Here is an 18,401-nt window from a genome sequence, read left to right as displayed (position 1 = left end):
TCATTCCCCTTCTCGATAATTACGAGGCCTTCCTGGTCACCGTCCACTCACCGCCAAGAAACTCCGCCGTGCCTCCCCCCTCTATCGGCACCATAAAACTCCAGGAACCAGAGAGCGTATCTGTACCTTCTCTGCTGGACAGGCTGCCGTAGAACGGCGCGCTGAACCCTCTGTCCTCCAATTGAAAACGCACCGAATCTCCGTCGACGGCTATCTGCAGCGGGATCTCTTTCTTCTCCTTGCCTTCTCCGCTGGAAAAAGAACCGCTGTACAGGTCCGTAGGTCTTTCTGGCTTGTCGATGATCAGCTGTATCGGTCTCGACTGCCCTTGCAATTGAGAAAAGTCGATGTTGACGCCTTCGCACTCCCCGTTGTTGACAGGTGGTTTCTGCGAAGGCGACGGCGTTCGGGATACGACGATGGTCCCCTCCCAAGTTCCGGAGAAATCAGGCGCCAGTTCCACCTTCCAGCAGGAGTTTGAGTCCATCCGTTTGATGTGAACAGTTCCTGTCGTCTTGGCCAGCGTTACGTCCCACTTCAGCGTCCCGTCATTGTCCAGATGCTTCTTGCTGTTGCCGCCAACAGCGCCCTCTCCTTGCAACTCAAAGTCGACATCTGTCCCGTCCGTGCCGACAGCAGGGATCGTTGCGCTTACCTTCCACTCTTTCGGCCCACCTTCTGCAATCAGATCGATCCTCGTCGACATCAGTGCCGCATCCATACTCAACGGGGCCAGCCCCTTTTCCCTACGCAGGTCATTGAGCACATAGAGCACCGCCTGATCGATCGATAAGATCCCGCCCCCTAACTCCGGTGGCGCCAGGTTAGAGCGATCACCGACGGTCACGCCCTCCAAGGCAGTTTTTTTCAAGATGGCTTTGATATCACCGGCGCTGAGCTTTGGATGGATCGAACGAAGCAACGCCGCCGCGGCAGCCACATGCGGTGTAGCCATACTTGTTCCTCCATGGTCGTTGACAACGACGCCATCCTTGCTCACCCCATGGACAGCCTGTTGTCCAGGCGCCGCGATCGTCACCTCATAGTTCGGGCCCGCCATATTGCTGGAGTTGGCGCGGGTGCCGTCATTTCTCACATTGCCCACGGTGATCATGTTCGGCAGATTCAAGCCGCTCGGATAGCGCCGGCTTCCGTCAAGCACTTTGCCATTGTTGCCGGCAGAGCAGACAAAGAGAATGTTCGGGTGTTCCTGCGCCATTTTCTCAAAGAACCTCCGGTAGGCGGCAGCTGTTTCCGGATGGGCGTTGCTGTTTCCCCAAGAACAGTTGATGATGGTGGCACCGCTTTCGATCTGTTTCTTGATCGCCATAAGGGGTCCCAGCACCTGGGTAAAGCCGTTGCTGTAAGTCACCTTAGTCGGATCATTCGGGTCAGGCGCGTTGGTCCAACGGTCTCCATAAGGAGGCCCATACATATTCGCAACGGATACATGCAGCTTATTTCCCAAGTTGGAAGCCACGCCGGTCAAACCGCCGTTTTTCGGATTGGCAGCGATGATCGAGGTGACTGCCGTACCGTGGCTCCCATAGGGGTCGTCATGAACGTTATCCTCAACTTTTGTCGGGGTTGCCAGTTCCCCATCCGGATCCGTCACATCGACTGTCGTTTCTCCATCGAACTCGTCCGTCTTTTTATAGATCCCGTCATCGACAACGCCGACGTGCACATCAGACAGCTTCAGTTTAGAAGCGCGGATCAAGGCCCAAGCCCGTTCCACGCCAACCATCTCATACCCTTTATTGCGTCCATCCTTCGTATAAAGGGGATCATCCAGCGGGGAACATTGGACGCCGACTATCGTAACATCAGGGCTGACCGACTGGTCGGGAAAAGCAAGCTCCACTGCGCTGTCTTGGCGGGCCGCCTGAATGTGCCGGATCAGATCACTGGCAGTCTTACCGACAGTCTCAATTTGATAGAGGTGGATATAATCAAAGAAACCAACGACTTTTCCGCCTATCGACTGCGCCACCCGGTCGGCGTCACTTGGTCCGGCACCTTCTTTTAAGACGACCATGACGCGATCTGCCGGAACAAGACCAACGCCTTCCAGGTTTGTCCAATTTTCGCGTTTTAACGGCTTGATCTCCGCCTTGCCAAGTTGTATGGCCGGGCGGCTGGAGAGGGACAGATTTTTCTCGCCTGCATCACCACCGGCACACCCTGTTAGGTGCGCCGTCACGATCAGTGCAAAAACGCCGAAAAGGATTTTTGTCAGACCTTTTCCAATGGCCCTTCCTCTCATCCCATTCCCCCCTCTTCATATTTGTGCTCATTGTAATCAAGGCAAGAGATCGAAAAAAATCCCCCTTTCGGGGGATTTTAAATATTTCCTGAATCCATGAGCTGATTGGGTATAAAGATCGCAAGGTAAGTCCGGGCGCCGATGGCGTTTACCGTCAACGTGGCGGCTTTCCTTTTCTCAACATCCCTGCCCGCAGATAAGCTTCCCCTCTCTATCGGGCAACACCGCCGTCACGGTCTTTCCACAACGTTCACAACGCAACGGCTCCACCTGGCCATTGATCGGATTGTACAAGACCACCGGCTGAAATACCTGTTTTCCCAGCTGCAGGTTCAACTTCACATGGATGCGCGGCATGGCCAGCGTCATGACGTGATCCAGCCGCACATCCCCCTTGACTCGGTACCGATCCTGGGCATCGAGAAGCCGGCGCTCGCGATCCGCCCGAGTCGCATCGATCTGAGCCGTCAAACGAGCGCGTTTCTCCGCCGTATCGGCAGCCTCGAGCTTCTTCTGCAGGGCCGCCTCCGTCTCCACATAATAGGCGGCAATCTTGCCCAACTCACGCCGTCGAAAGGCGGCAGAACGATTATAGATGGCCTGCGCCTGCTCTTGGGCGTCTTGCTCGGCTATCGAGCAAGCAGCGAGATAAGCGGCTTCCGGCGACATCGCCGGCGCCGGGGTATAATTATAGGCTGGAGTTTCTGCCGGGAGCACGGTGTCCCACCATTGAAAAAAGTCTTCCCGCCGTTCCCCCCGGTATCCGTCGATCACCACCGGCAACAGCACTTCCGTCTTCTCGAAAGAATGAAAGGTACAGAGAAAAAAGAAGGCATAAAAGCGGTGCTCCGCCGTCCAAACCATCTCCACCGACGGCGGACGGCAACGCTGAAACTGGATCTGATCGTGAATCTTCTTGAGCAGGTTCTGCGGGGGCTGCGCCGACGTTCCCGGCCAATAGAGCTGCGTATAATCGCCATATACCTTCGCCTGTTCCACTACCGCGTCGAGAAAGGGGCTTCCATAGGTGACAAAGAGAGCATCGGGGGATTCACGGGCCACCTCGGCGTCAAAGGTCAAACACAGATGCTCCTCCCGGCAGCGCCGCGATAGGTCGTCACTGAGCAAAACCTCCCAGAGCTCATAACCGCTTTCCTCTACGACAGCGCCGGAGCGACGGAGACAATCGCGGACGAAGGGCTTGATGTCGCCGTGGGCGGTCGGCCGATCCAGATGGCGATCACTCATCAGGCACCAACTCTCCCAGTAGCCGCTCATCGATAGCCTTGACGGCGAGATAGTGGTTTTTTGCCTCCAGCAGTTGATCGCCCACTTTGTCCATCTGGGCCTCCATCTCCCGCTCGTCGGCCGACTGCAGCCAAGCGTTCAACACCATATCCTCAAAGCCCTGGTTCTCCTTGAGGTTGCCTAAGATCATATCCAACTCGCCGACGACCAGTTGGAACATGTTGATCTTGGCATCCAGCAGTTCCAACATGTGGGCTTCCAACGTATCCTGAGCAGACAGGTTGTAGATATAGACATCCCGCTCCTGGCCGATGCGATGAATCCGGCCGATGCGCTGCTCAATCTGCATGGGATTCCAAGGCAAATCATAATTGACAAGACAGCGGCAAAACTGCAGGTTCCGTCCTTCACTGCCCGTTTCCGTAGACAGGAGCACTTGGGCCACGTCGGCAAAATAGCGCACCTGCTCTTCCTTTTCCAACCGCTTCATGCCGCCGTGCAGCTGGGCCACCGCAAAGCCCGCCTCAGTCAGCCGGCGAACCAGGTAGCGATGGGTCTCCGAAAAACCGGTAAAGACGATCACCTTATCGTTGAGCCCTCTCAATAGTTGCACCAGCGCGTCGGCCTTTGCCCGATGCGGCACCTTTTTGGCCTGCTCCAGCAATGCGGCAAAAAGCCGGCGCATCTCCGGCGCGTAAGATGGCTGCTCGGCCATCTTGGTCAGCGTCGGCAACACCGCTTCAATGCTGCTGCCGATCTCCCGCTGCAGCACCTTCAGGGTCAGCAAACTCGCCCCGCCCTGGGGCTTGTCCTGCCCATCGATAAAAAAGCCTCGGACAAAATGAGTGAGCCGCCGGTAAAAAGCCATCTCCTCCGGACTCAGCTGCAACCGAATCGTCTCAGCATAGCGGCGGCTCAAAATGACCCCTGTTTCAGAACGGCGGTTTCTGACCATCACCTCACGAACGAGCGCCTTGAGTTCCTCCGTATTTTTTGGTTTTAAGGCATCGCCGCGGGTGATGTATTTTTTCTTAAAGGCTGCCGCTGTCTCCAGCTGCCCCGGTAAAAGCAGCGTGATCAAATTGAACAACTCTTCCAGATCGTTTTCCACCGGCGTCGCTGTCAGCAGAAGGATATACTTCTTCTGCAGTTGGCTCACCAATTGATAAGCCTGCGTACGGCGATTCTTCAGATGGTGGGCCTCATCGCAGATGACCAGATCGAAGGCGGCAGCGCCGATCTGTAGTCGATGACTCTCCCGCTTTGCCGTGTCGATGGAGGCGATGATGCGCGGGAAAAAGGTCCAAGGCTCGTGATGGGCCTTAAAGGCCGGATCATCATAGGTGATGAAATCAAGGTTGAATTTGACCTGCATCTCCTCGCGCCATTGTGAGACAAGCGACGGTGGCGCCAGGATGAGCACACGCCGGGCCAAGCCGCGCAGCATGTATTCCAGGGCGATCAATCCGGCCTCGACTGTTTTGCCCATCCCCACTTCGTCACAAAGGAGCGCCCGCCCGCGCAGGTTCGCCAGCACATGACGGACCGTCCGGATCTGGTAGTCAAAGGGGGTCATATCGCGAACAGCCGTTAAGGACAGGAGCGTGTCGAAACCCGGGTGCAAGGAAAACTGCAGGGCCTGCCGGCGCAGGTACAGATCGTCAACGCTGGCCCCATGGCCGTTGATGATCTTTTCAACAAGCGGCCTTCCCTTCTCCCGGTCGAGGCGGATCTCCACAACATTGCCTCGTGAGCCCTGCTCAAACTCCTGGACAAGCTGTTGGACCGGGTCGAGCAGACTGGTTCCCTGTGTCTTTTCACTTGTTGACGCTGGTGTCACGGCGGACGCCCGCTGTGCCGCGACCGCTGCAGTTGCCTTCGCGCTCAGGGTCGCCATCCTTTTTTTCGTGCTTTCCCTGTTCGTCCCCTTTTGGGCGGCTGAGCGTTCTGCTCCAGCCCGATTCGCCCGAGGGCTCGGTTGCCGAAGAGCGACGGGAAAAACGAAAAATTCCTCACTGCCTATCTGTCGTATTGCAAAGGTGGAGGAGCCCATATTTTTTAGAAACTTCCCCAATTGAGGGCTTTGGAGAAGGGTTCCCTGGGAATTGACTTTACACCTGATCCAATTCAAAATGGGATCTTGCAAGTAAATCGTTTTCCCGGCAAAGGGAGAAAGCAATTTGGCAATGTCCCCTTGCAAGAGCAGGCCCTTCGTCTGCAACGCCTCCGGTGAGACAGAAAAGGCAATCTGCTTGTTCATCTGTTTTTTCACCACCTGTTTGCGGGCATGCGTTGACTTTTATTCTATCATAAAAACAAAAAGGAGGCTCCTGACATGAGACGTCATGAGTCTCCACAATGGCCGCAAATGGCGCCCTCGTATTCCAGGAGCACTCGTCTCTTTTATTGTCGGGACCGGATATCGCGAAGGCAATAGCCGAAACATTCCTTTTCTAGCCAGGGCGTCTCCCCCACCGCATCTGCCGGTGTCCATTGTAGAACAAAAGCGTATTTCCAGAGTTCCCCGTCAAGAACATAGAGAATTTCGTCCTTAACGACTGCTACAAGATCCACCGTCTTTTGCCAGCAATCTTCATCGATCAATCCGGTGGTTTTCAGGTAATCATAGACATAGGGCAACCCCCACAGCAAAACGACGCTGTCTGGTTTTTTGTTCGAAAGGCCCATAGAATTCAGACCAAGCCAGTCCATCAGTGCAGATTCCAGCTTTTTTTTGGTGAATCGGAACCTCAGCTTGTCCGTCGCTTTCTTTTTTTGAACATAACAGGTCATAAAAAAGACAAACCGTCTCCAGATCAGGTCAGCGCAGGTGAAGTCCATGTTCTTTTTCTGGCGCATGAACCGATAAAAACCGTAAGATAACGATTCGAGCCCACCCACCAGTGAGCTACACAACCCTTCACGGAGGACATCGCCGGACACATCATCTGTCAGGCCCGCCTTGAGCATCGCCAGAGAATTCGGCGTCGTCTTACATCCCACTTGGGCAAGATCAGCGACCAGGGCTTTCCAATCAGGCCCTTGGCCTCCTTGAAGTTGATCATATGTCTGCTCTAATCGGCGAGCGCGGAGCACCGCCACGATATCGTCATCGACGCCCCACATCAATCCCTCGGTCTCTAAGATGGACTGGCGGACAGATGTAGCGAAAGAAACGGCCAGGGCGGTTTCTCCGGAAGCGACCAATGTGCTCAGCACCGGTAGAATCTGGTTGATGTTATGTTCCGGGGCATCGACCAGCCATCGCAGAGGGATTCGCAGTTCGTCCCATTCGCGGCGATACAGGTAATAGTAAGCCAGTTCCTCAGCGCAATAACAAAAGACTTGCCTGTTTCCTCTCCCCACATGATCCCGATGGGCGGCAACAAGTCTTGCGATAAGGGCAAAGCGCTTTTCTTGATACAGTTCGTCCAGCGTCTCCTCTAGTTGTTCGCTCAAGGCTGGACTCTCGCTCATGGCAATGATCCATGCGTCCTGATCGTCCGCCAAATCATCTTCCTCGGGCTTCTCTCCTGCTTGTTCAATGTTTTTCATCACATCGGCCTTCTCTCCGCCAGCGGACATTTCCTCCCCATTTGCAAAGAGATCGTCTGCTTCTTCAGCCCAAAGATCGTCTGTTTCTTCGTCCCAAAGATCGTCCAATTTTTCATCCCAAAGATCGTCCAAGCCATAATCCGATTCGTCACCCCAGAGGCAAGGGTCCGATTGCTGAATAGCCGCGATCATCACTTCGACCTGTTGGTCCAAAGGCAGTTGTCGATACCACTGGCGCCATTTTTTACCCGATTTGTTCGATGTTTTTAGAACGGGTGTTGCGATGCGGTGCTTTTTCTCAGAGCTGACGAACGCATCCAGGTCTCGAATTCGTTGCTCTAAATACTCCGGCTCATCGACGCCGGCATCCAAGCCCGCCGCAAAGATTTCTCTCGCCCGCTGAACATCGACCTCCCGGTCATCGGGTTTGTTATAGCTGTACAGGTCTCCCCATCCCACATATCCCCATGTCCACTGCGGGTAATCCTTGATCAACTGGCGAAACTCCGTTTCGCTCTTATCGAACTGTCCTAGAATCGCGTAAGATTCAGCCACTGCTAGCCGCATATTTTGAATGATCAAAAGATCACTCTTCGGCAACAGGCGAACAAAATCTTGGGCATAGGCGATGCGCATGATGGCAAAGATCCAACGTTTTTGGGCTTCGTTAATCAAGTGGTCATCAAAGTCCTGACACCAATTGCTCATATAGTCCGGACTTTTAACCACCTTGTCTACGGCGTCGATATCATCAATACCCTTTTCCACGATGAGGGGGCGCAACTTTGTCCACGCCCACCACCAGGCCCGACAACCTTCAAAGGCATTTTGTTGATCCACGAAGCGATAGCCGAGATCCAATAGTTTCGCCACCGACATGGTTGACGGATCAAAGTCAACCGTCTTTTCCTCTTTACAATAAGCTTCTCGATAAGCTTCGATCATGTCGTCCAGTCTGAACTGATCTCTTTTTTTTTTACCTCCATCGCGTCCTTCACCTGCGCTTCGATAGCTTCATCCTTGGCCATACAGCATTTTTTATACTTTTTTCCGCTCCCGCAATGACATTGACCGTTTCGTCCGATTTTCGACATCTGCGTTACCAGCTATCCCCGTAAGGAAGCAGCTGTCTCCCCCCCAGCGTTATTTTTTGACTATGTCTACGCGCTACAGTCATTCTACCATAGACCCTGATCTTTCAAAAGCCGAAGGTCATGGCCGTGTTGATTCTTTCTTTTATGGATTGAACACAAGGATGGCAAAGTGCCCACCGGTAATGTTTCGCATTTACAGTTTTTTCTCATCTTCTCTTGACGATAGCCAAGAGGAGCAATAAACTGTATGTAGAGTGACTCACCAAAGGGAATACGCGATGGAGTTCGCGGTAAAGCCGTTTTGCGGATGATGACTCCTACTCGATTTTTCGGGTGGGAGTCTGTCTTTTTGTGAAAGTGGTCATTCTTTTGTATGTAAGCAGCCATTCTCTGTAGGAGGTTGTTCTTGTTTGACCATCCTTTTATTCGCTCTCGGTGGCTTTATTGCCGCAGCCGTATCGGGAGCAGTCGGATTCGGGGGGGCATTATTATTGCTACCCGTGTTGACCCATTCAGTTGGAGCTACCGTCGCAGTCCCTGTCTTAACGATTGCTCAATTAATCGGGAATCTTTCGAGAGTATATTTCGGATACAAAGAAATTTCTTGGAGGCCTGTTGGCTTTTTCATAATGGGCGCCATTCCTATGAGTTGTCTCGGAGCATTTTCTTTTGTCACGGTTCCCAAAGAGCTTATTACAAAAGCGATTGGCTTGGCGGTTATCGGCTTTGTGATCTTACAACATTTCAAAAAGATCGATATTCCAAATAATGCCCGGGTAATGGTGATCGGAGGCGGCATTGTCGGTTTGTTATCGGGCTTGGTCGGAAGCGCAGGACCATTGGGGGCAATGTTGTTTTTTTCACTTAATCTGCCTCCCCTATCTTATATTGCCAGTGAAGCAGTCACTGCTGTTATGATGCATGTTACGAAGATCATCATATACCAACGATATCTTGATATTGGCCCTGCGGTTATCGCGATCGGGTTCGGCATAGGTATCTCGATGATCGCGGGAACATGGGCAGGAAGAAAGGTGATCGAGCGATTACCCAAAAGTGTATTCAAAAAGGTTGTATCGTTGCTCTTGGTTCTCGCGGGGCTACAACTTCTGTTCGCCCGTTAGTTTTTTATAAAAAGAAACGGAGGAATTAAGGATGTTACACAGTGTGATCCGGGGGTGTCCCCAACGAGGCCCGGCCCTTATTCCCCAAGAGGGCCAATGGGTTTCGCTAAAAAGGATTGAAGACATCAACGGCTTAACGCATGGTGTGGGCGCATGTGCTCCGCAACAAGGGACTTGCAAACTAACGCTTAATGTAAAAAATGGGATTATCGAGGATGCCTTGGTAGAAACAATCGGCTGCTCCGGAATGACACAGTCAGCAGCAATGGCTGCTGAGATTCTACCTGGCAAAACGGTGCTGGAAGCTCTAAATACCGACCTCGTATGTGACGCTATTAACGTGGCCATGCGGGAGTTGTTTTTGCAAATTTCCTATGGTCGCACTCAAACGGCTTTTTCAGAAGGTGGACTTCCGGAGGGTTCTGCTGCGGAAGAACTGGGAAAATTTATCCGTTCTCAAGTCGGTACCCATATCGGCTCTAAAAGCAAAGGGCCACGTTATCTGGAGATGACAGAGGGCTATGTGACTCGACTTGCCTTAGATGAAAACGACGAAATCATCGGATACGAATACGTCAATCTTGGCGCCATGATGCATTTCATCCGGAAGGGCACCGAGGCTGCGGAAGCCCTGAAAAAGGCTACCGGTACATACGGACGCTATTCGGAAGGCAAGACCTTTATTGATCCTCGCGAGGAATAGGGGGAGGAAGATGTATGAGGTTGTTTGAGGGATATGAACGGCGGGAATCTCGCATTCAAGCTGCATTAGCGGCCGCTTCTCTTGCCGATTTACAAGAGGCGAAAGGGGTCTGTGATGAGGCGGGTATTCATGTGGAGGCAACCCTTCGAAACATCCAACCTATTGCCTTTGATAATGCCTTGTGGGCATATACATTAGGCGTGGCGCTAGCCCTAAAAGGGTCTGTGAGGAATGCGATCGATGCCGCCATAAAAATCGGCGAGGGGTTGCAGGCCTTTACGGTTCCAGGTTCCGTGGCAGATCAACGACAAGTTGGGATCGGGCATGGTCGCCTCGCCGCGATGCTGCTCAAAGAAGAAACCCGAACCTTTGCGTTTGTGGCGGGTCACGAATCCTTTGCGGCAGCGGAAGGGGCTTTGGGGGTAGTTAAATATGCAAACCGTGCAAGAAAAGCACCCCTGAAGGTCATTTTGGTTGGCTTGGGGAAAGACGCGGCCCACATTATCGCCCGAATGACGGGCTTCACCTTTGTCGAGACAGCATACGACTTCAAAACGGCTACGCTTGAAATACTCGGCGAAAAAAGATATTCAAAGCAGGAACGTGCTGCAGTTAAGGTTTATGGAACTTTTTCGGTTGATGAAGGCGTCGCAATCCTCCAACATGAATCGGTAGATGTCTCCATTACCGGCAATTCGACGAACCCGGTTCGATTCCAGCATCCCTGTGTCGGCATATACAAAAAATGGTGTTTCGAAAAGGGCAAACCGTTCTTTTCCGTGGCCTCCGGCGGCGGTACTGGGAGGACCCTTCACCCGGATAATGTGGCGGCAGGCCCAGCATCCTATGGGCTGACGGATACGATGGGCCGGATGCATTCCGATGCGCAATTTGCAGGATCGTCTTCGGTTCCGGCTCATGTTGACATGATGGGTTTTATCGGTATGGGGAATAATCCGATTGTCGGTGCAACAGTCGCGCTGGCTGTCATGGTCGATGCCGCACTGCATGGAAAGGATATAACCAGATAAGATGAGTTACCTGGCAGTCGCTTTAGGCGGTTTTGTGGGAGCCCTATTACGGTTTGAAATCGGACATTTTTTTTCGTCTTTCGTACAACAGAGTGGATTCCCCTGGGGTACGTTGATCATCAATCTTACTGGATGTTTTACGTTGTCTTTATTTTTAACACTCACATTGGATTTTGTTTCGATAAATCCGAATCTTCGATTGGGCGTATCTACGGGGTTTTTAGGTGCATATACCACTTTCTCCACCTTTGCATTGGAGAGCATTCAGCTGCTTCAACAAGGGCAATACTGGAGTTTTGGAATCTACATCTTCTCCAGTGTGTTGCTTGGAATCGCCATGTCTGCTTTTGGATTGTTCACCGCAAGAGCCATTGCCGAATATCGAAGAAATAAATTTGGCGAAGAGGAAGAACTCTCGGAAAACGCCACAGGTCGTTAGGAGTTCATAAATGGAGATACTGATTATTGGAATTGGCGGGATTGCCGGGGCGTTGAGCCGATATGCCATTGGTAAGTACCTGTCCAGGATCGCTTTCCTTTCATTTCCCACGGCAACGTTCTTGATCAATGTTACCGGATCATTTTTTCTAGGATTGTTGGCAATGAATATGGTTCAGCATCCTACAGGTGGCCTTATTGAAAAGTATGGCTTTCAAGTCGGCTTTTTAGGCGCCTATACGACCTTTTCGACATTTACCTATGAGTCGATCCGACTGATCGAAGAAGGGGAATGGATGATTTTTTTTCTATACACAGCAGGGAGTACAATCGCTGGATTGGTTGCTTGTTTGATAGGAATCAGCCTGAAATTCATTTGACGAGGAAGTGACGAAATGACGTTACCATCGGGAAAAGCGAAGATGCTGAAAATATATGTAGGCGAAACTGAGAAGTTTGGGAATAAATCTTTATATCATGCGATCCTTTTGAAACTCAAAGAAAATGGATTGGCTGGGGTGACGGTTTCTCGTGGTGTGGAAAGCTATGGAGCCGCGAACCGTATCCGAACGACTCGAATTCTAGATTTATCGGCAGATTTGCCGATGATTATTGAGGCGGTTGATACCAGCGAAACCATTGACAGGGTTTTGCCTTTCATTTCGGAAATGGTGAAGAAGGGCTTAATCATTACCTTTGATGTCGATGTCATTAAACAAGGATAGTCCACTCTCCGAAGGGGTCGGAGTACAGTTGCTCCGTCGGAATGTCCCGCGCAAAGGGCGTTTGGGTGAAGCCAAAAAAGGATTCAAACACCCTTGTTCCCTTCCTTTCTCACCGTTCGGTAGGAAACAACCGGGGCCTGTCGCGTTTTTCGTTGCTCCTTTTGTTGGGTTGCCGCGGCGAGCAGTCGCGATGAATCGGCGCTCTACGGGCTGAGGCGCCCCGGCAGTTTCGGCCGTGGGCCGGTGCGCTCGCCAATGACGAGTCGCCGCGCTTTCCAAGGCGCATGGTCGGCGTATTCGATGGTCAATTCGGCGATATCGGCCGGATCGTAGATGACGTCGACCGTGCACCTGGTCCAATGACCGCTCACAGTAGGTTCTGTGTTTTGCCGAAAACAAAGGAAAAGCCCCCCTTCTCAAAAAGAAAGGAGGGGAGCTGTTCATTCTGCCTAACGTCCTCGCGAACGCTAGTAAGTATTCTATACCTTATTCTATTCCCAACGGCGATAAAGTCAATACGCAATTAAAAACTTTTTCCGAGAAATATTTGGCTCTTTATGGCCTTAGAATCAGAACCTACGCAATCGAAATAGCACCAAGCAAATGAGCGACCTCTTACGGTTAACCGATTTAATGGCGATACCAATTCTCTCTTTAAATGTTTAAATTATCCAGTCGACAGTTGCATTTATCCTACGCAAGTTTATGGAAAAAAACACCTTGTTTATACCAGTGCTTCGATAGGCAATCCCACCCTTTCACCCTTGGTCAGCTAGGCAGTAGATAAGCCCCACTCCCAGACCCAACGATATAGATGTAAAGATACCCACCTCGTCGCTTCGCGCATCTCATCAATGAGATATCGAAGCGGCACATCTCGATGACGAGAGGCAGGGAGGTGGTGAAAGAAAAACAATCGCTTAAGATTAAAAGCCAGCACTTGAAATCCGATCATCGCTTTGATCGCCACCGAATCGTGCACGAAGCAGTGGTCCAAGGCGTTGAACGTCTTAAGGTTGCGAAATCCAATATTCTCAATATCCCAACGAGCGGCGGCAATTTGTGCGATCGTCTGGGTATCCGCTTTTTCGGATGAGCATGTGGTTGCTATCCAGCGCTCCACCACATCAGTGACAAAGACTTCTTTGTTTGCTTCGATGACTGTCTTGTTGGTATGACGAATGATTTTTACGATTCGCATGGGCACGCGAACTTGCGGCCATTGTGCCAATCCCTCTTCGTCCCAAGCTTGAACGTAAACGGTATTCCCTTTTCCATCTCTTTCTTCCCAAGTGGAGTCCGGAAGCCGGTTCGCAAAGCAGGCATTTGCCTCTTTCATTATCCGTCGACGTTCTTCTTTCATGCGAACAACTACATGAGCGCCTGCATCCAGAGCGGCATGAATGACGGGTGCTTTGGCAAACAGCGCGTCTAACGTGTATACATCCGTTATTTTTCCATAGGTCTCGGCCATACGTCGGATCAATCGTTGGGCGACGGTGGTTTCTCCTTCATCCTTGTCCACCCCATCCTGAGGCTTTCGCATTTCCCAGTCATAAATCAGGTTCGCGTTGCCGCCAACCTGTTGAGCGACTACGACCGCATGATAATAGTCGGTGGTTTTGTCGCGGTGTTCGCGCGTAAGGCATTCGGGACAACGATAGGCCTTGGTGTGGAATAACTCCACGCCATCGATGGCAGTCACTCGCCAACCATTGATGCTTTCCTTCTGCGGGCCGCGTTGCTCCTTATATCGCTGGATCACACAGTTATGCTGCTTTCGTTGCTCTTTTAGATCCCATTTCATCAAGGCTTGTCGCACCGTATCATGTGATGGCAATCGAATGTTTTTGGGAACCAATTGACGGAATACCCCGGTTTTTTGCCAACGGTCCATCTGCTCCATACTTTCCATACAGAAAAAGGCGCCAAAAAAAGCGACGGTAAAAATGGCTGGGGCTTTGATACGGGGTTGTTTGCGACCATCCTTTGCTTGACGGACCATCTGCGAAAAGCCATATACCTTTGAGGCGTACTGCGTAAAATGTTGAATTAGTCGGCCCGCTTTTTTTCCACCAGGTGTTCTACAAAAAATTTTCTGGACTTCTTCGAGTGGCTGTGCTACGCTTTGCACTGAGGATTCCCCCTTTGTTCAGTGTTTTGCTTTGCAACCACTCACTTCGACAAAGGTAACGGGAATCCTTTAAAATTTTCTGGAAATTAATCTAATTACATCCATTTTCCCGTGGGAATTGTCGCGTTTTCATGACAATTCTCCAACAGCGCCTCAGACAGGGGATTAGCAGACTTTTTTATTAAAGATGCGTGGGTTCTGCCTTAGAATAGAATTTACGACCGTTGTATCTAATTGAATTCTTTCATCTGCTTCGCGCCACAAGTCGTCGTGAGGAGGATTACTCGCTCCTCCATGGGCCAAGGTAATTAACACGCCCTCATTTTTAGCTACACTAATAGCCGGTAAAAAATCGCTATCTCCAGCAAAAATTGTTGCGTGTGTTATTCTGTTCTTTGCAGCAAGCAACGCTAAGTCAACGCCTAGCAAAATATCTACACGTTTTTGCACGAAAATCGGTGTTCCATCCTGCCTATTTCCACGAAATTCTAGTTTTCCCAAACGAACCTCATACCGCTCAAGTTGTTTTAACCGTCCGTAAAAAGCCTGTTTTTTGGAAAACCGCTGACTTTCTTCAGTTGTAGGAGGATTACTTTGATAAGGTAAGCAGTTATAGTAATATGTCCGAAAAATACTCGTTCCCCGGGAAAGCCACTTGGACAATTTAAGATAGTCTACCCTTGGAGAACCAAACTCATCTTGAAAAACTTTGTCTAGGTATCCACCATCAATGAAAATTGCACACTTATCCGACACCGCGCTCACCCCTTTCATGTCTATTTTTAAACTAAAACTCCAAAAAGTCAACATAATTACAATAGCTAGAAAAAATGTGAATATAATAAAGCAATATAATCACTTTGTTTTAATTTTTAAACAAATAGCAGAAATAGGACACAAACGCAAAAACCGTTGTATTCTGAGCCTAAGTCAAAATACAACGGTTTCAATTATTGCATGTTGGTGGAGATGAGCGGGATCGAACCGCTGGCCTCCTGCATGCGAAGCAGGCGCTCTCCCAGCTGAGCTACACCCCCACGTGACGAAAAGTATTATATCGCAAAAGGAGGCCCGATGCAAGTGCCAGAGGCCTCCTTTTTAATCCATAGACGGTTGAGCCGATCAGCGCTGTTCTGCCCTTTATGCTTTGCCCTTGTCTTTCGGCTTCGGTATTGTCAGCCTATTCTGGTCAGCCCATCCTGCCGATCGGCTTTACCCTTACGCCTTCGGCTTCTTCTGCTCCTCCGGCTTCAGCTTCTCGACGACGATGGCGCAGTCGGGACAGACGTGCTGGCAGATGCCGCAGGCGATGCAGGCGGGGTCCTGCTGCACCTCGACGGCAGGGGTGCCGTAGACGCCCAGTTTCTTTGACCAGGTGAGCGTGTCGGTCGGGCACTTTTCGATGCAGAGCCCGCAGCCTTTGCAGAGGCCGGGGAAGACGCTGTGGCGCCCTTTGCCGCTCTCAATCGTATAGACCTTCCATTCAGCCACGGAAGACGCACCTCCTTGTCTATGCGGTTCCGAATCCCATTGCCCTGCCGGGCTTTCCTGCCCTTTGGGGGACGGTTCACGATACAGCCTTCGTCGCTTCCGTCCTCTTTATGGCGGTGCAATCTTACAATTGCCCCTCCACCAGTTGCATGCCCCGCTCCAGGGCGCGGTAGTTCAGCTCGCGCAGTTTGGGGTCCTGCTCGAACTTGTAACCCAGCTTGTCTTCCAGGGCTTGTTTGGCGCGCTCTTCGCTGACGACGTGGGTGGCGCGGACAACGGCGCCCATGATGATGATGTTGAACACCCGAGGGTGCAGTTCGTTCTTGGCCGTTTCGATGGCGGGGATGCCGATGACCTTTTTGGCGCCTTTCGGCAGGTCGTCTTCGACGCCTTCGATGAAGGTGTCATAGACAAAGACCGTGTTCCCGTCGACATACTGGGCGCAGCGGCGGATGGCGCGGTCAGAGAGGGCGATGACGATGTCGGCCTTCTCAAACTTGGGCGAGCCCACCTTCTCCTTGTCCGAGATCTGGACGAAGGCGATGGAGACGCCGCCCCGCTGTTCGACGCCGAAGTTGGGGATATAGAGGGCTTCCTTTCCTTCCTCGTTGGCCGCCTCGGTGAGGATCTCAGCGACGGACTGTACACCCTGGCCGCCTTCGCCGGCGAGGGCGATTTTGATAACTTTGGCCATGGTTACCCCTCCTGCTTGGCGGCGGGAACTTTCAACTCGCCGACTTTGAAGTATTTGGTCATTTCCTTTTCGACGAACTCCCAGGTCTTGGCCGCGTTCATCCGCCAGTTGGTCGGACAGGCGGAAAGGGCCTCGACGAAGGAGAATCCGTTGCCGTCGATCTGGTTTTGCAAGGCTTTTTTCATCATCCTCGTGAGTTGGGGGATGTTAGCCATCGTTCCCCTGGCCACATAGGCCGAGGCTGGCGTGATGGCGGCGACCATCTCGGGGCCGAGAGTCGGATTGCCGGTGGCGTCAACATCGCGGCCGTAGGGCGACGTTTCTGTCTTCATCCCCGGCAGGGACGTCGGCGCCATCTGGCCGCCGGTCATGCCGTACTGGGCGTTGTTGGCCAGGATGACGGTGAGCTTCTCGTTGCGGCTGGCGGCGTTGACGAGGTGCTGAGCGCCGATGGCGTAGCCGCCGCCGTCGCCCATGTAGGCGATGCAGATCAGTTCAGGTCGGGCGCGCTTGATGCCGGTCATGACAGGCGTCGTGCGGCCGTGGTGGGTCTGGATGGCGTCACAGTTGAAGAAGTCCCAAGACAAAAGGGAACAGCCGATATCGCAGCCGAAGACGACGCGATCCTGGATGCCGAGCTCATCGATGGCGGTCCCTAAGGCTTTTAAAATATCGCCGTGGCCGCAGCCGGGACAAAACTTGTGCGGTTTTGTCTCCTGCCGCCAGGACTTGGGCATTTTCGGTTCTAATACAGTCGCCGTTGTCATCGCGTCACCCTCCCCTTAGGCCATATCCTTGATTTTCTTGACGATTTCGTCAGATGTGATGCCCTGGCCCGGCTTGAAGATGGTCTCCATCGGCGTGGTGAGGCCGTAGAGAGACGGCAGCGCCAGTCGGGCGAACTGCCCTTCCGCCGACTCGACGATGAGCAGCTTTTTCGCCTTCTGGACGACGTTGCGCAGCGGCGCTGTCGGGAAGGGGCGCAGGGTGATGGGACGGAACATGCCGGCCTTGATGCCTGCGGCCCGCAATTCGCCGATGGCCTCGACGGCGGCGCGGGAGACGATGCCGTGGCAGAGGATGACCACTTCGGCGTCATCGCATTCCTTCGTCGTGTGCTCGACGATCTCGGGGGCGAATTTTTCGTACGTCGTCACCAGATCCTTGACAACCTCATAGAGCTCCTCTTCCGTATTGTAGGTGTTGCGCAGGTGGGCCGGGTCGCGGTCTGCTCCGGCTTTGCCGGGCAGGCCGACGAGGGGGTAGGTATCGACCATCTGGATGCCCTGCAGTTCCGGGTCATAGATGGTCAGCGACTCGCGCATCTTGGCTTGGTAGCCGTCGCCGAGGACGAAGGTGGGGAAGCGGTATTTCCAGGCCGTATTGAAGGCCTTGATCGTGTAATCGTAGAGCTCCTGGTGGTTGGCCGTCGAATAGACGATGCGCAAGCCTTCGCCGTTGGCGCCGTAGCAGGTCATGGTCACTTCTTGTTGGGAATAAATGACGGTAGCCGTCGACGGGCCGCCCCGCTGCTGGATGATGAAGACGGCGGGGATGCGCATCATCTCGGCCATCGACATGGGCTCCTGCATGAGCGTATTGCCGGGGCCCGCCGTAGCCGTAAAGGCCCGCTTGCCCGAGAGGACGCCGCCGCAGGTGGTAAAACCGGCTGAGATCTCGTCCTCGGTCTGCAAAAAGCTCCGGTTGTACTTGGGCGCCAGGCGTGTCCAGTAGTGCATGATCTCGTTTTGCGGCGTGATGGGGTAGCCGTACATGATGTCCGCGCCAGCGGCCAAGGCCGCGTAGGCGCAGACCTCATTGCCGGTCATGAACATCCGCTTTTCGCCTTGAATCGGCTTGTTTGCCATAGGTCAGGCACACCTCCTGAACGTGTATGT

At 52.5% G+C, this 18,401-nt stretch carries 17 protein-coding genes, 1 tRNA gene, 1 pseudogene and 1 riboswitch; of the genes and pseudogenes, 6 read left to right on the top strand and 13 right to left on the bottom strand.

Features of this window, described 5'->3' with window-relative positions:
* Positions 1–19: 19 nt before the first annotated feature.
* The 5 genes from HM1_RS05370 to HM1_RS16505 all read right to left on the bottom strand — a co-directional run bounded on the left by HM1_RS05370 (position 20) and on the right by HM1_RS16505 (position 8,163).
* Entirely contained in the window at positions 20–2,266 is a 2,247-nt protein-coding gene (locus HM1_RS05370; RefSeq protein WP_012282290.1) for a S8 family serine peptidase, read from the bottom strand.
* Between the two features lie 177 nt (positions 2,267–2,443).
* Positions 2,444–3,514 carry an SPX domain-containing protein gene (locus HM1_RS05365; RefSeq protein ID WP_012282289.1) on the bottom strand — a complete coding sequence of 357 codons (1,071 nt, stop codon included), beginning with the start codon at positions 3,512–3,514 and terminating at the stop codon, positions 2,444–2,446.
* Positions 3,507–5,411 carry a DEAD/DEAH box helicase gene (locus HM1_RS05360; RefSeq protein ID WP_083765271.1) on the bottom strand — a complete coding sequence of 635 codons (1,905 nt, stop codon included), beginning with the start codon at positions 5,409–5,411 and terminating at the stop codon, positions 3,507–3,509. Before HM1_RS05360 ends, HM1_RS05365 begins: the two co-directional genes overlap by 8 nt.
* A gap of 506 nt (positions 5,412–5,917) precedes the next feature.
* Positions 5,918–8,014 (bottom strand): hypothetical protein, encoded by a 2,097-nt coding sequence (locus tag HM1_RS14490; protein ID WP_012282287.1) that lies wholly within the window; start codon positions 8,012–8,014, stop codon positions 5,918–5,920.
* Complete coding sequence (locus tag HM1_RS16505; protein ID WP_012282286.1) at positions 8,011–8,163, bottom strand: SEC-C metal-binding domain-containing protein; 153 nt, start codon at positions 8,161–8,163, stop codon at positions 8,011–8,013. The genes HM1_RS14490 and HM1_RS16505 overlap by 4 nt, the downstream gene beginning before the upstream one ends.
* Positions 8,164–8,428: 265 nt before the next feature.
* Positions 8,429–8,490, top strand: a riboswitch (Fluoride riboswitch).
* 83 nt (positions 8,491–8,573) lie between these two features.
* On the opposite strand from HM1_RS16505, the gene HM1_RS05350 reads away from it, so the two are divergent.
* Genes HM1_RS05350 through HM1_RS05325 form a run of 6 tightly spaced genes read left to right on the top strand, consistent with a single transcriptional unit; the run spans position 8,574 to position 12,184 of the window.
* Entirely contained in the window at positions 8,574–9,287 is a 714-nt protein-coding gene (locus HM1_RS05350; RefSeq protein WP_041313392.1) for a sulfite exporter TauE/SafE family protein, read from the top strand.
* A 31-nt stretch (positions 9,288–9,318) separates the two neighbouring features.
* Positions 9,319–9,990, top strand: coding sequence for an iron-sulfur cluster assembly scaffold protein (locus HM1_RS05345; RefSeq protein ID WP_041313388.1), 672 nt, complete (start codon positions 9,319–9,321; stop codon positions 9,988–9,990).
* Positions 9,991–10,004: 14 nt separating this feature from the next.
* Positions 10,005–11,021, top strand: a complete 1,017-nt coding sequence (locus tag HM1_RS05340; protein ID WP_012282284.1) for a GGGtGRT protein — start codon at positions 10,005–10,007, stop codon at positions 11,019–11,021.
* A gap of 1 nt (position 11,022) precedes the next feature.
* Positions 11,023–11,460 (top strand): fluoride efflux transporter CrcB, encoded by a 438-nt coding sequence (gene crcB, locus HM1_RS05335; RefSeq protein ID WP_012282283.1) that lies wholly within the window; start codon positions 11,023–11,025, stop codon positions 11,458–11,460.
* A 10-nt stretch (positions 11,461–11,470) separates the two neighbouring features.
* The gene (locus tag HM1_RS05330) at positions 11,471–11,839 is read left to right on the top strand and encodes a fluoride efflux transporter FluC (RefSeq protein WP_012282282.1); all 369 of its coding nucleotides are present in this window, start codon (positions 11,471–11,473) and stop codon (positions 11,837–11,839) included.
* A gap of 15 nt (positions 11,840–11,854) precedes the next feature.
* Entirely contained in the window at positions 11,855–12,184 is a 330-nt protein-coding gene (locus tag HM1_RS05325; RefSeq protein ID WP_012282281.1) for a DUF190 domain-containing protein, read from the top strand.
* 83 nt (positions 12,185–12,267) lie between these two features.
* Here HM1_RS05325 and HM1_RS16570 read toward each other — a convergent pair.
* From HM1_RS16570 to HM1_RS05295, 8 genes and pseudogenes are all read right to left on the bottom strand, one after another.
* Positions 12,268–12,534: pseudogene (locus tag HM1_RS16570) on the bottom strand (transposase); the annotation flags it as partial.
* Between the two features lie 422 nt (positions 12,535–12,956).
* Entirely contained in the window at positions 12,957–14,318 is a 1,362-nt protein-coding gene (locus HM1_RS15110; protein WP_012281426.1) for a transposase, read from the bottom strand.
* A 165-nt stretch (positions 14,319–14,483) separates the two neighbouring features.
* The gene (locus tag HM1_RS15105) at positions 14,484–15,074 is read right to left on the bottom strand and encodes an NYN domain-containing protein (protein ID WP_187147812.1); all 591 of its coding nucleotides are present in this window, start codon (positions 15,072–15,074) and stop codon (positions 14,484–14,486) included.
* 205 nt (positions 15,075–15,279) lie between these two features.
* Positions 15,280–15,355, bottom strand: a tRNA-Ala gene (locus HM1_RS05315).
* A gap of 181 nt (positions 15,356–15,536) precedes the next feature.
* On the bottom strand, positions 15,537–15,809 hold the full coding sequence (locus HM1_RS05310; RefSeq protein WP_012282277.1) for a 4Fe-4S dicluster domain-containing protein: 273 nt from the start codon (positions 15,807–15,809) through the stop codon (positions 15,537–15,539).
* A gap of 124 nt (positions 15,810–15,933) precedes the next feature.
* Positions 15,934–16,503 (bottom strand): 2-oxoacid:acceptor oxidoreductase family protein, encoded by a 570-nt coding sequence (locus HM1_RS05305; RefSeq protein ID WP_012282276.1) that lies wholly within the window; start codon positions 16,501–16,503, stop codon positions 15,934–15,936.
* 2 nt (positions 16,504–16,505) lie between these two features.
* Positions 16,506–17,270 carry a thiamine pyrophosphate-dependent enzyme gene (locus tag HM1_RS05300; RefSeq protein WP_012282275.1) on the bottom strand — a complete coding sequence of 255 codons (765 nt, stop codon included), beginning with the start codon at positions 17,268–17,270 and terminating at the stop codon, positions 16,506–16,508.
* Between the two features lie 15 nt (positions 17,271–17,285).
* Positions 17,286–18,371, bottom strand: coding sequence for a transketolase C-terminal domain-containing protein (locus tag HM1_RS05295; protein WP_012282274.1), 1,086 nt, complete (start codon positions 18,369–18,371; stop codon positions 17,286–17,288).
* Positions 18,372–18,401 lie beyond the last annotated feature (30 nt).

The sequence above is a fragment of the Heliomicrobium modesticaldum Ice1 genome (genome assembly GCF_000019165.1).
Taxonomy (GTDB): domain Bacteria; phylum Bacillota; class Desulfitobacteriia; order Heliobacteriales; family Heliobacteriaceae; genus Heliomicrobium; species Heliomicrobium modesticaldum.
This window is presented reverse-complemented; position numbering and strand designations above follow the sequence as displayed.

Coding starts and splice junctions, on each gene's coding strand:
- HM1_RS05370 (WP_012282290.1), bottom strand. CDS start 2,266: ATGAGAGGAAGGGCCATTGGAAAAGGTCTGACAAAAATCCTTTTCGGC.
- HM1_RS05365 (WP_012282289.1), bottom strand. CDS start 3,514: ATGAGTGATCGCCATCTGGATCGGCCGACCGCCCACGGCGACATCAAG.
- HM1_RS05360 (WP_083765271.1), bottom strand. CDS start 5,411: ATGGCGACCCTGAGCGCGAAGGCAACTGCAGCGGTCGCGGCACAGCGG.
- HM1_RS14490 (WP_012282287.1), bottom strand. CDS start 8,014: ATGATCGAAGCTTATCGAGAAGCTTATTGTAAAGAGGAAAAGACGGTT.
- HM1_RS16505 (WP_012282286.1), bottom strand. CDS start 8,163: ATGTCGAAAATCGGACGAAACGGTCAATGTCATTGCGGGAGCGGAAAA.
- HM1_RS05345 (WP_041313388.1), top strand. CDS start 9,319: ATGTTACACAGTGTGATCCGGGGGTGTCCCCAACGAGGCCCGGCCCTT.
- HM1_RS05340 (WP_012282284.1), top strand. CDS start 10,005: ATGAGGTTGTTTGAGGGATATGAACGGCGGGAATCTCGCATTCAAGCT.
- crcB (WP_012282283.1), top strand. CDS start 11,023: ATGAGTTACCTGGCAGTCGCTTTAGGCGGTTTTGTGGGAGCCCTATTA.
- HM1_RS05330 (WP_012282282.1), top strand. CDS start 11,471: ATGGAGATACTGATTATTGGAATTGGCGGGATTGCCGGGGCGTTGAGC.
- HM1_RS05325 (WP_012282281.1), top strand. CDS start 11,855: ATGACGTTACCATCGGGAAAAGCGAAGATGCTGAAAATATATGTAGGC.
- HM1_RS05305 (WP_012282276.1), bottom strand. CDS start 16,503: ATGGCCAAAGTTATCAAAATCGCCCTCGCCGGCGAAGGCGGCCAGGGT.
- HM1_RS05300 (WP_012282275.1), bottom strand. CDS start 17,270: ATGACAACGGCGACTGTATTAGAACCGAAAATGCCCAAGTCCTGGCGG.
- HM1_RS05295 (WP_012282274.1), bottom strand. CDS start 18,371: ATGGCAAACAAGCCGATTCAAGGCGAAAAGCGGATGTTCATGACCGGC.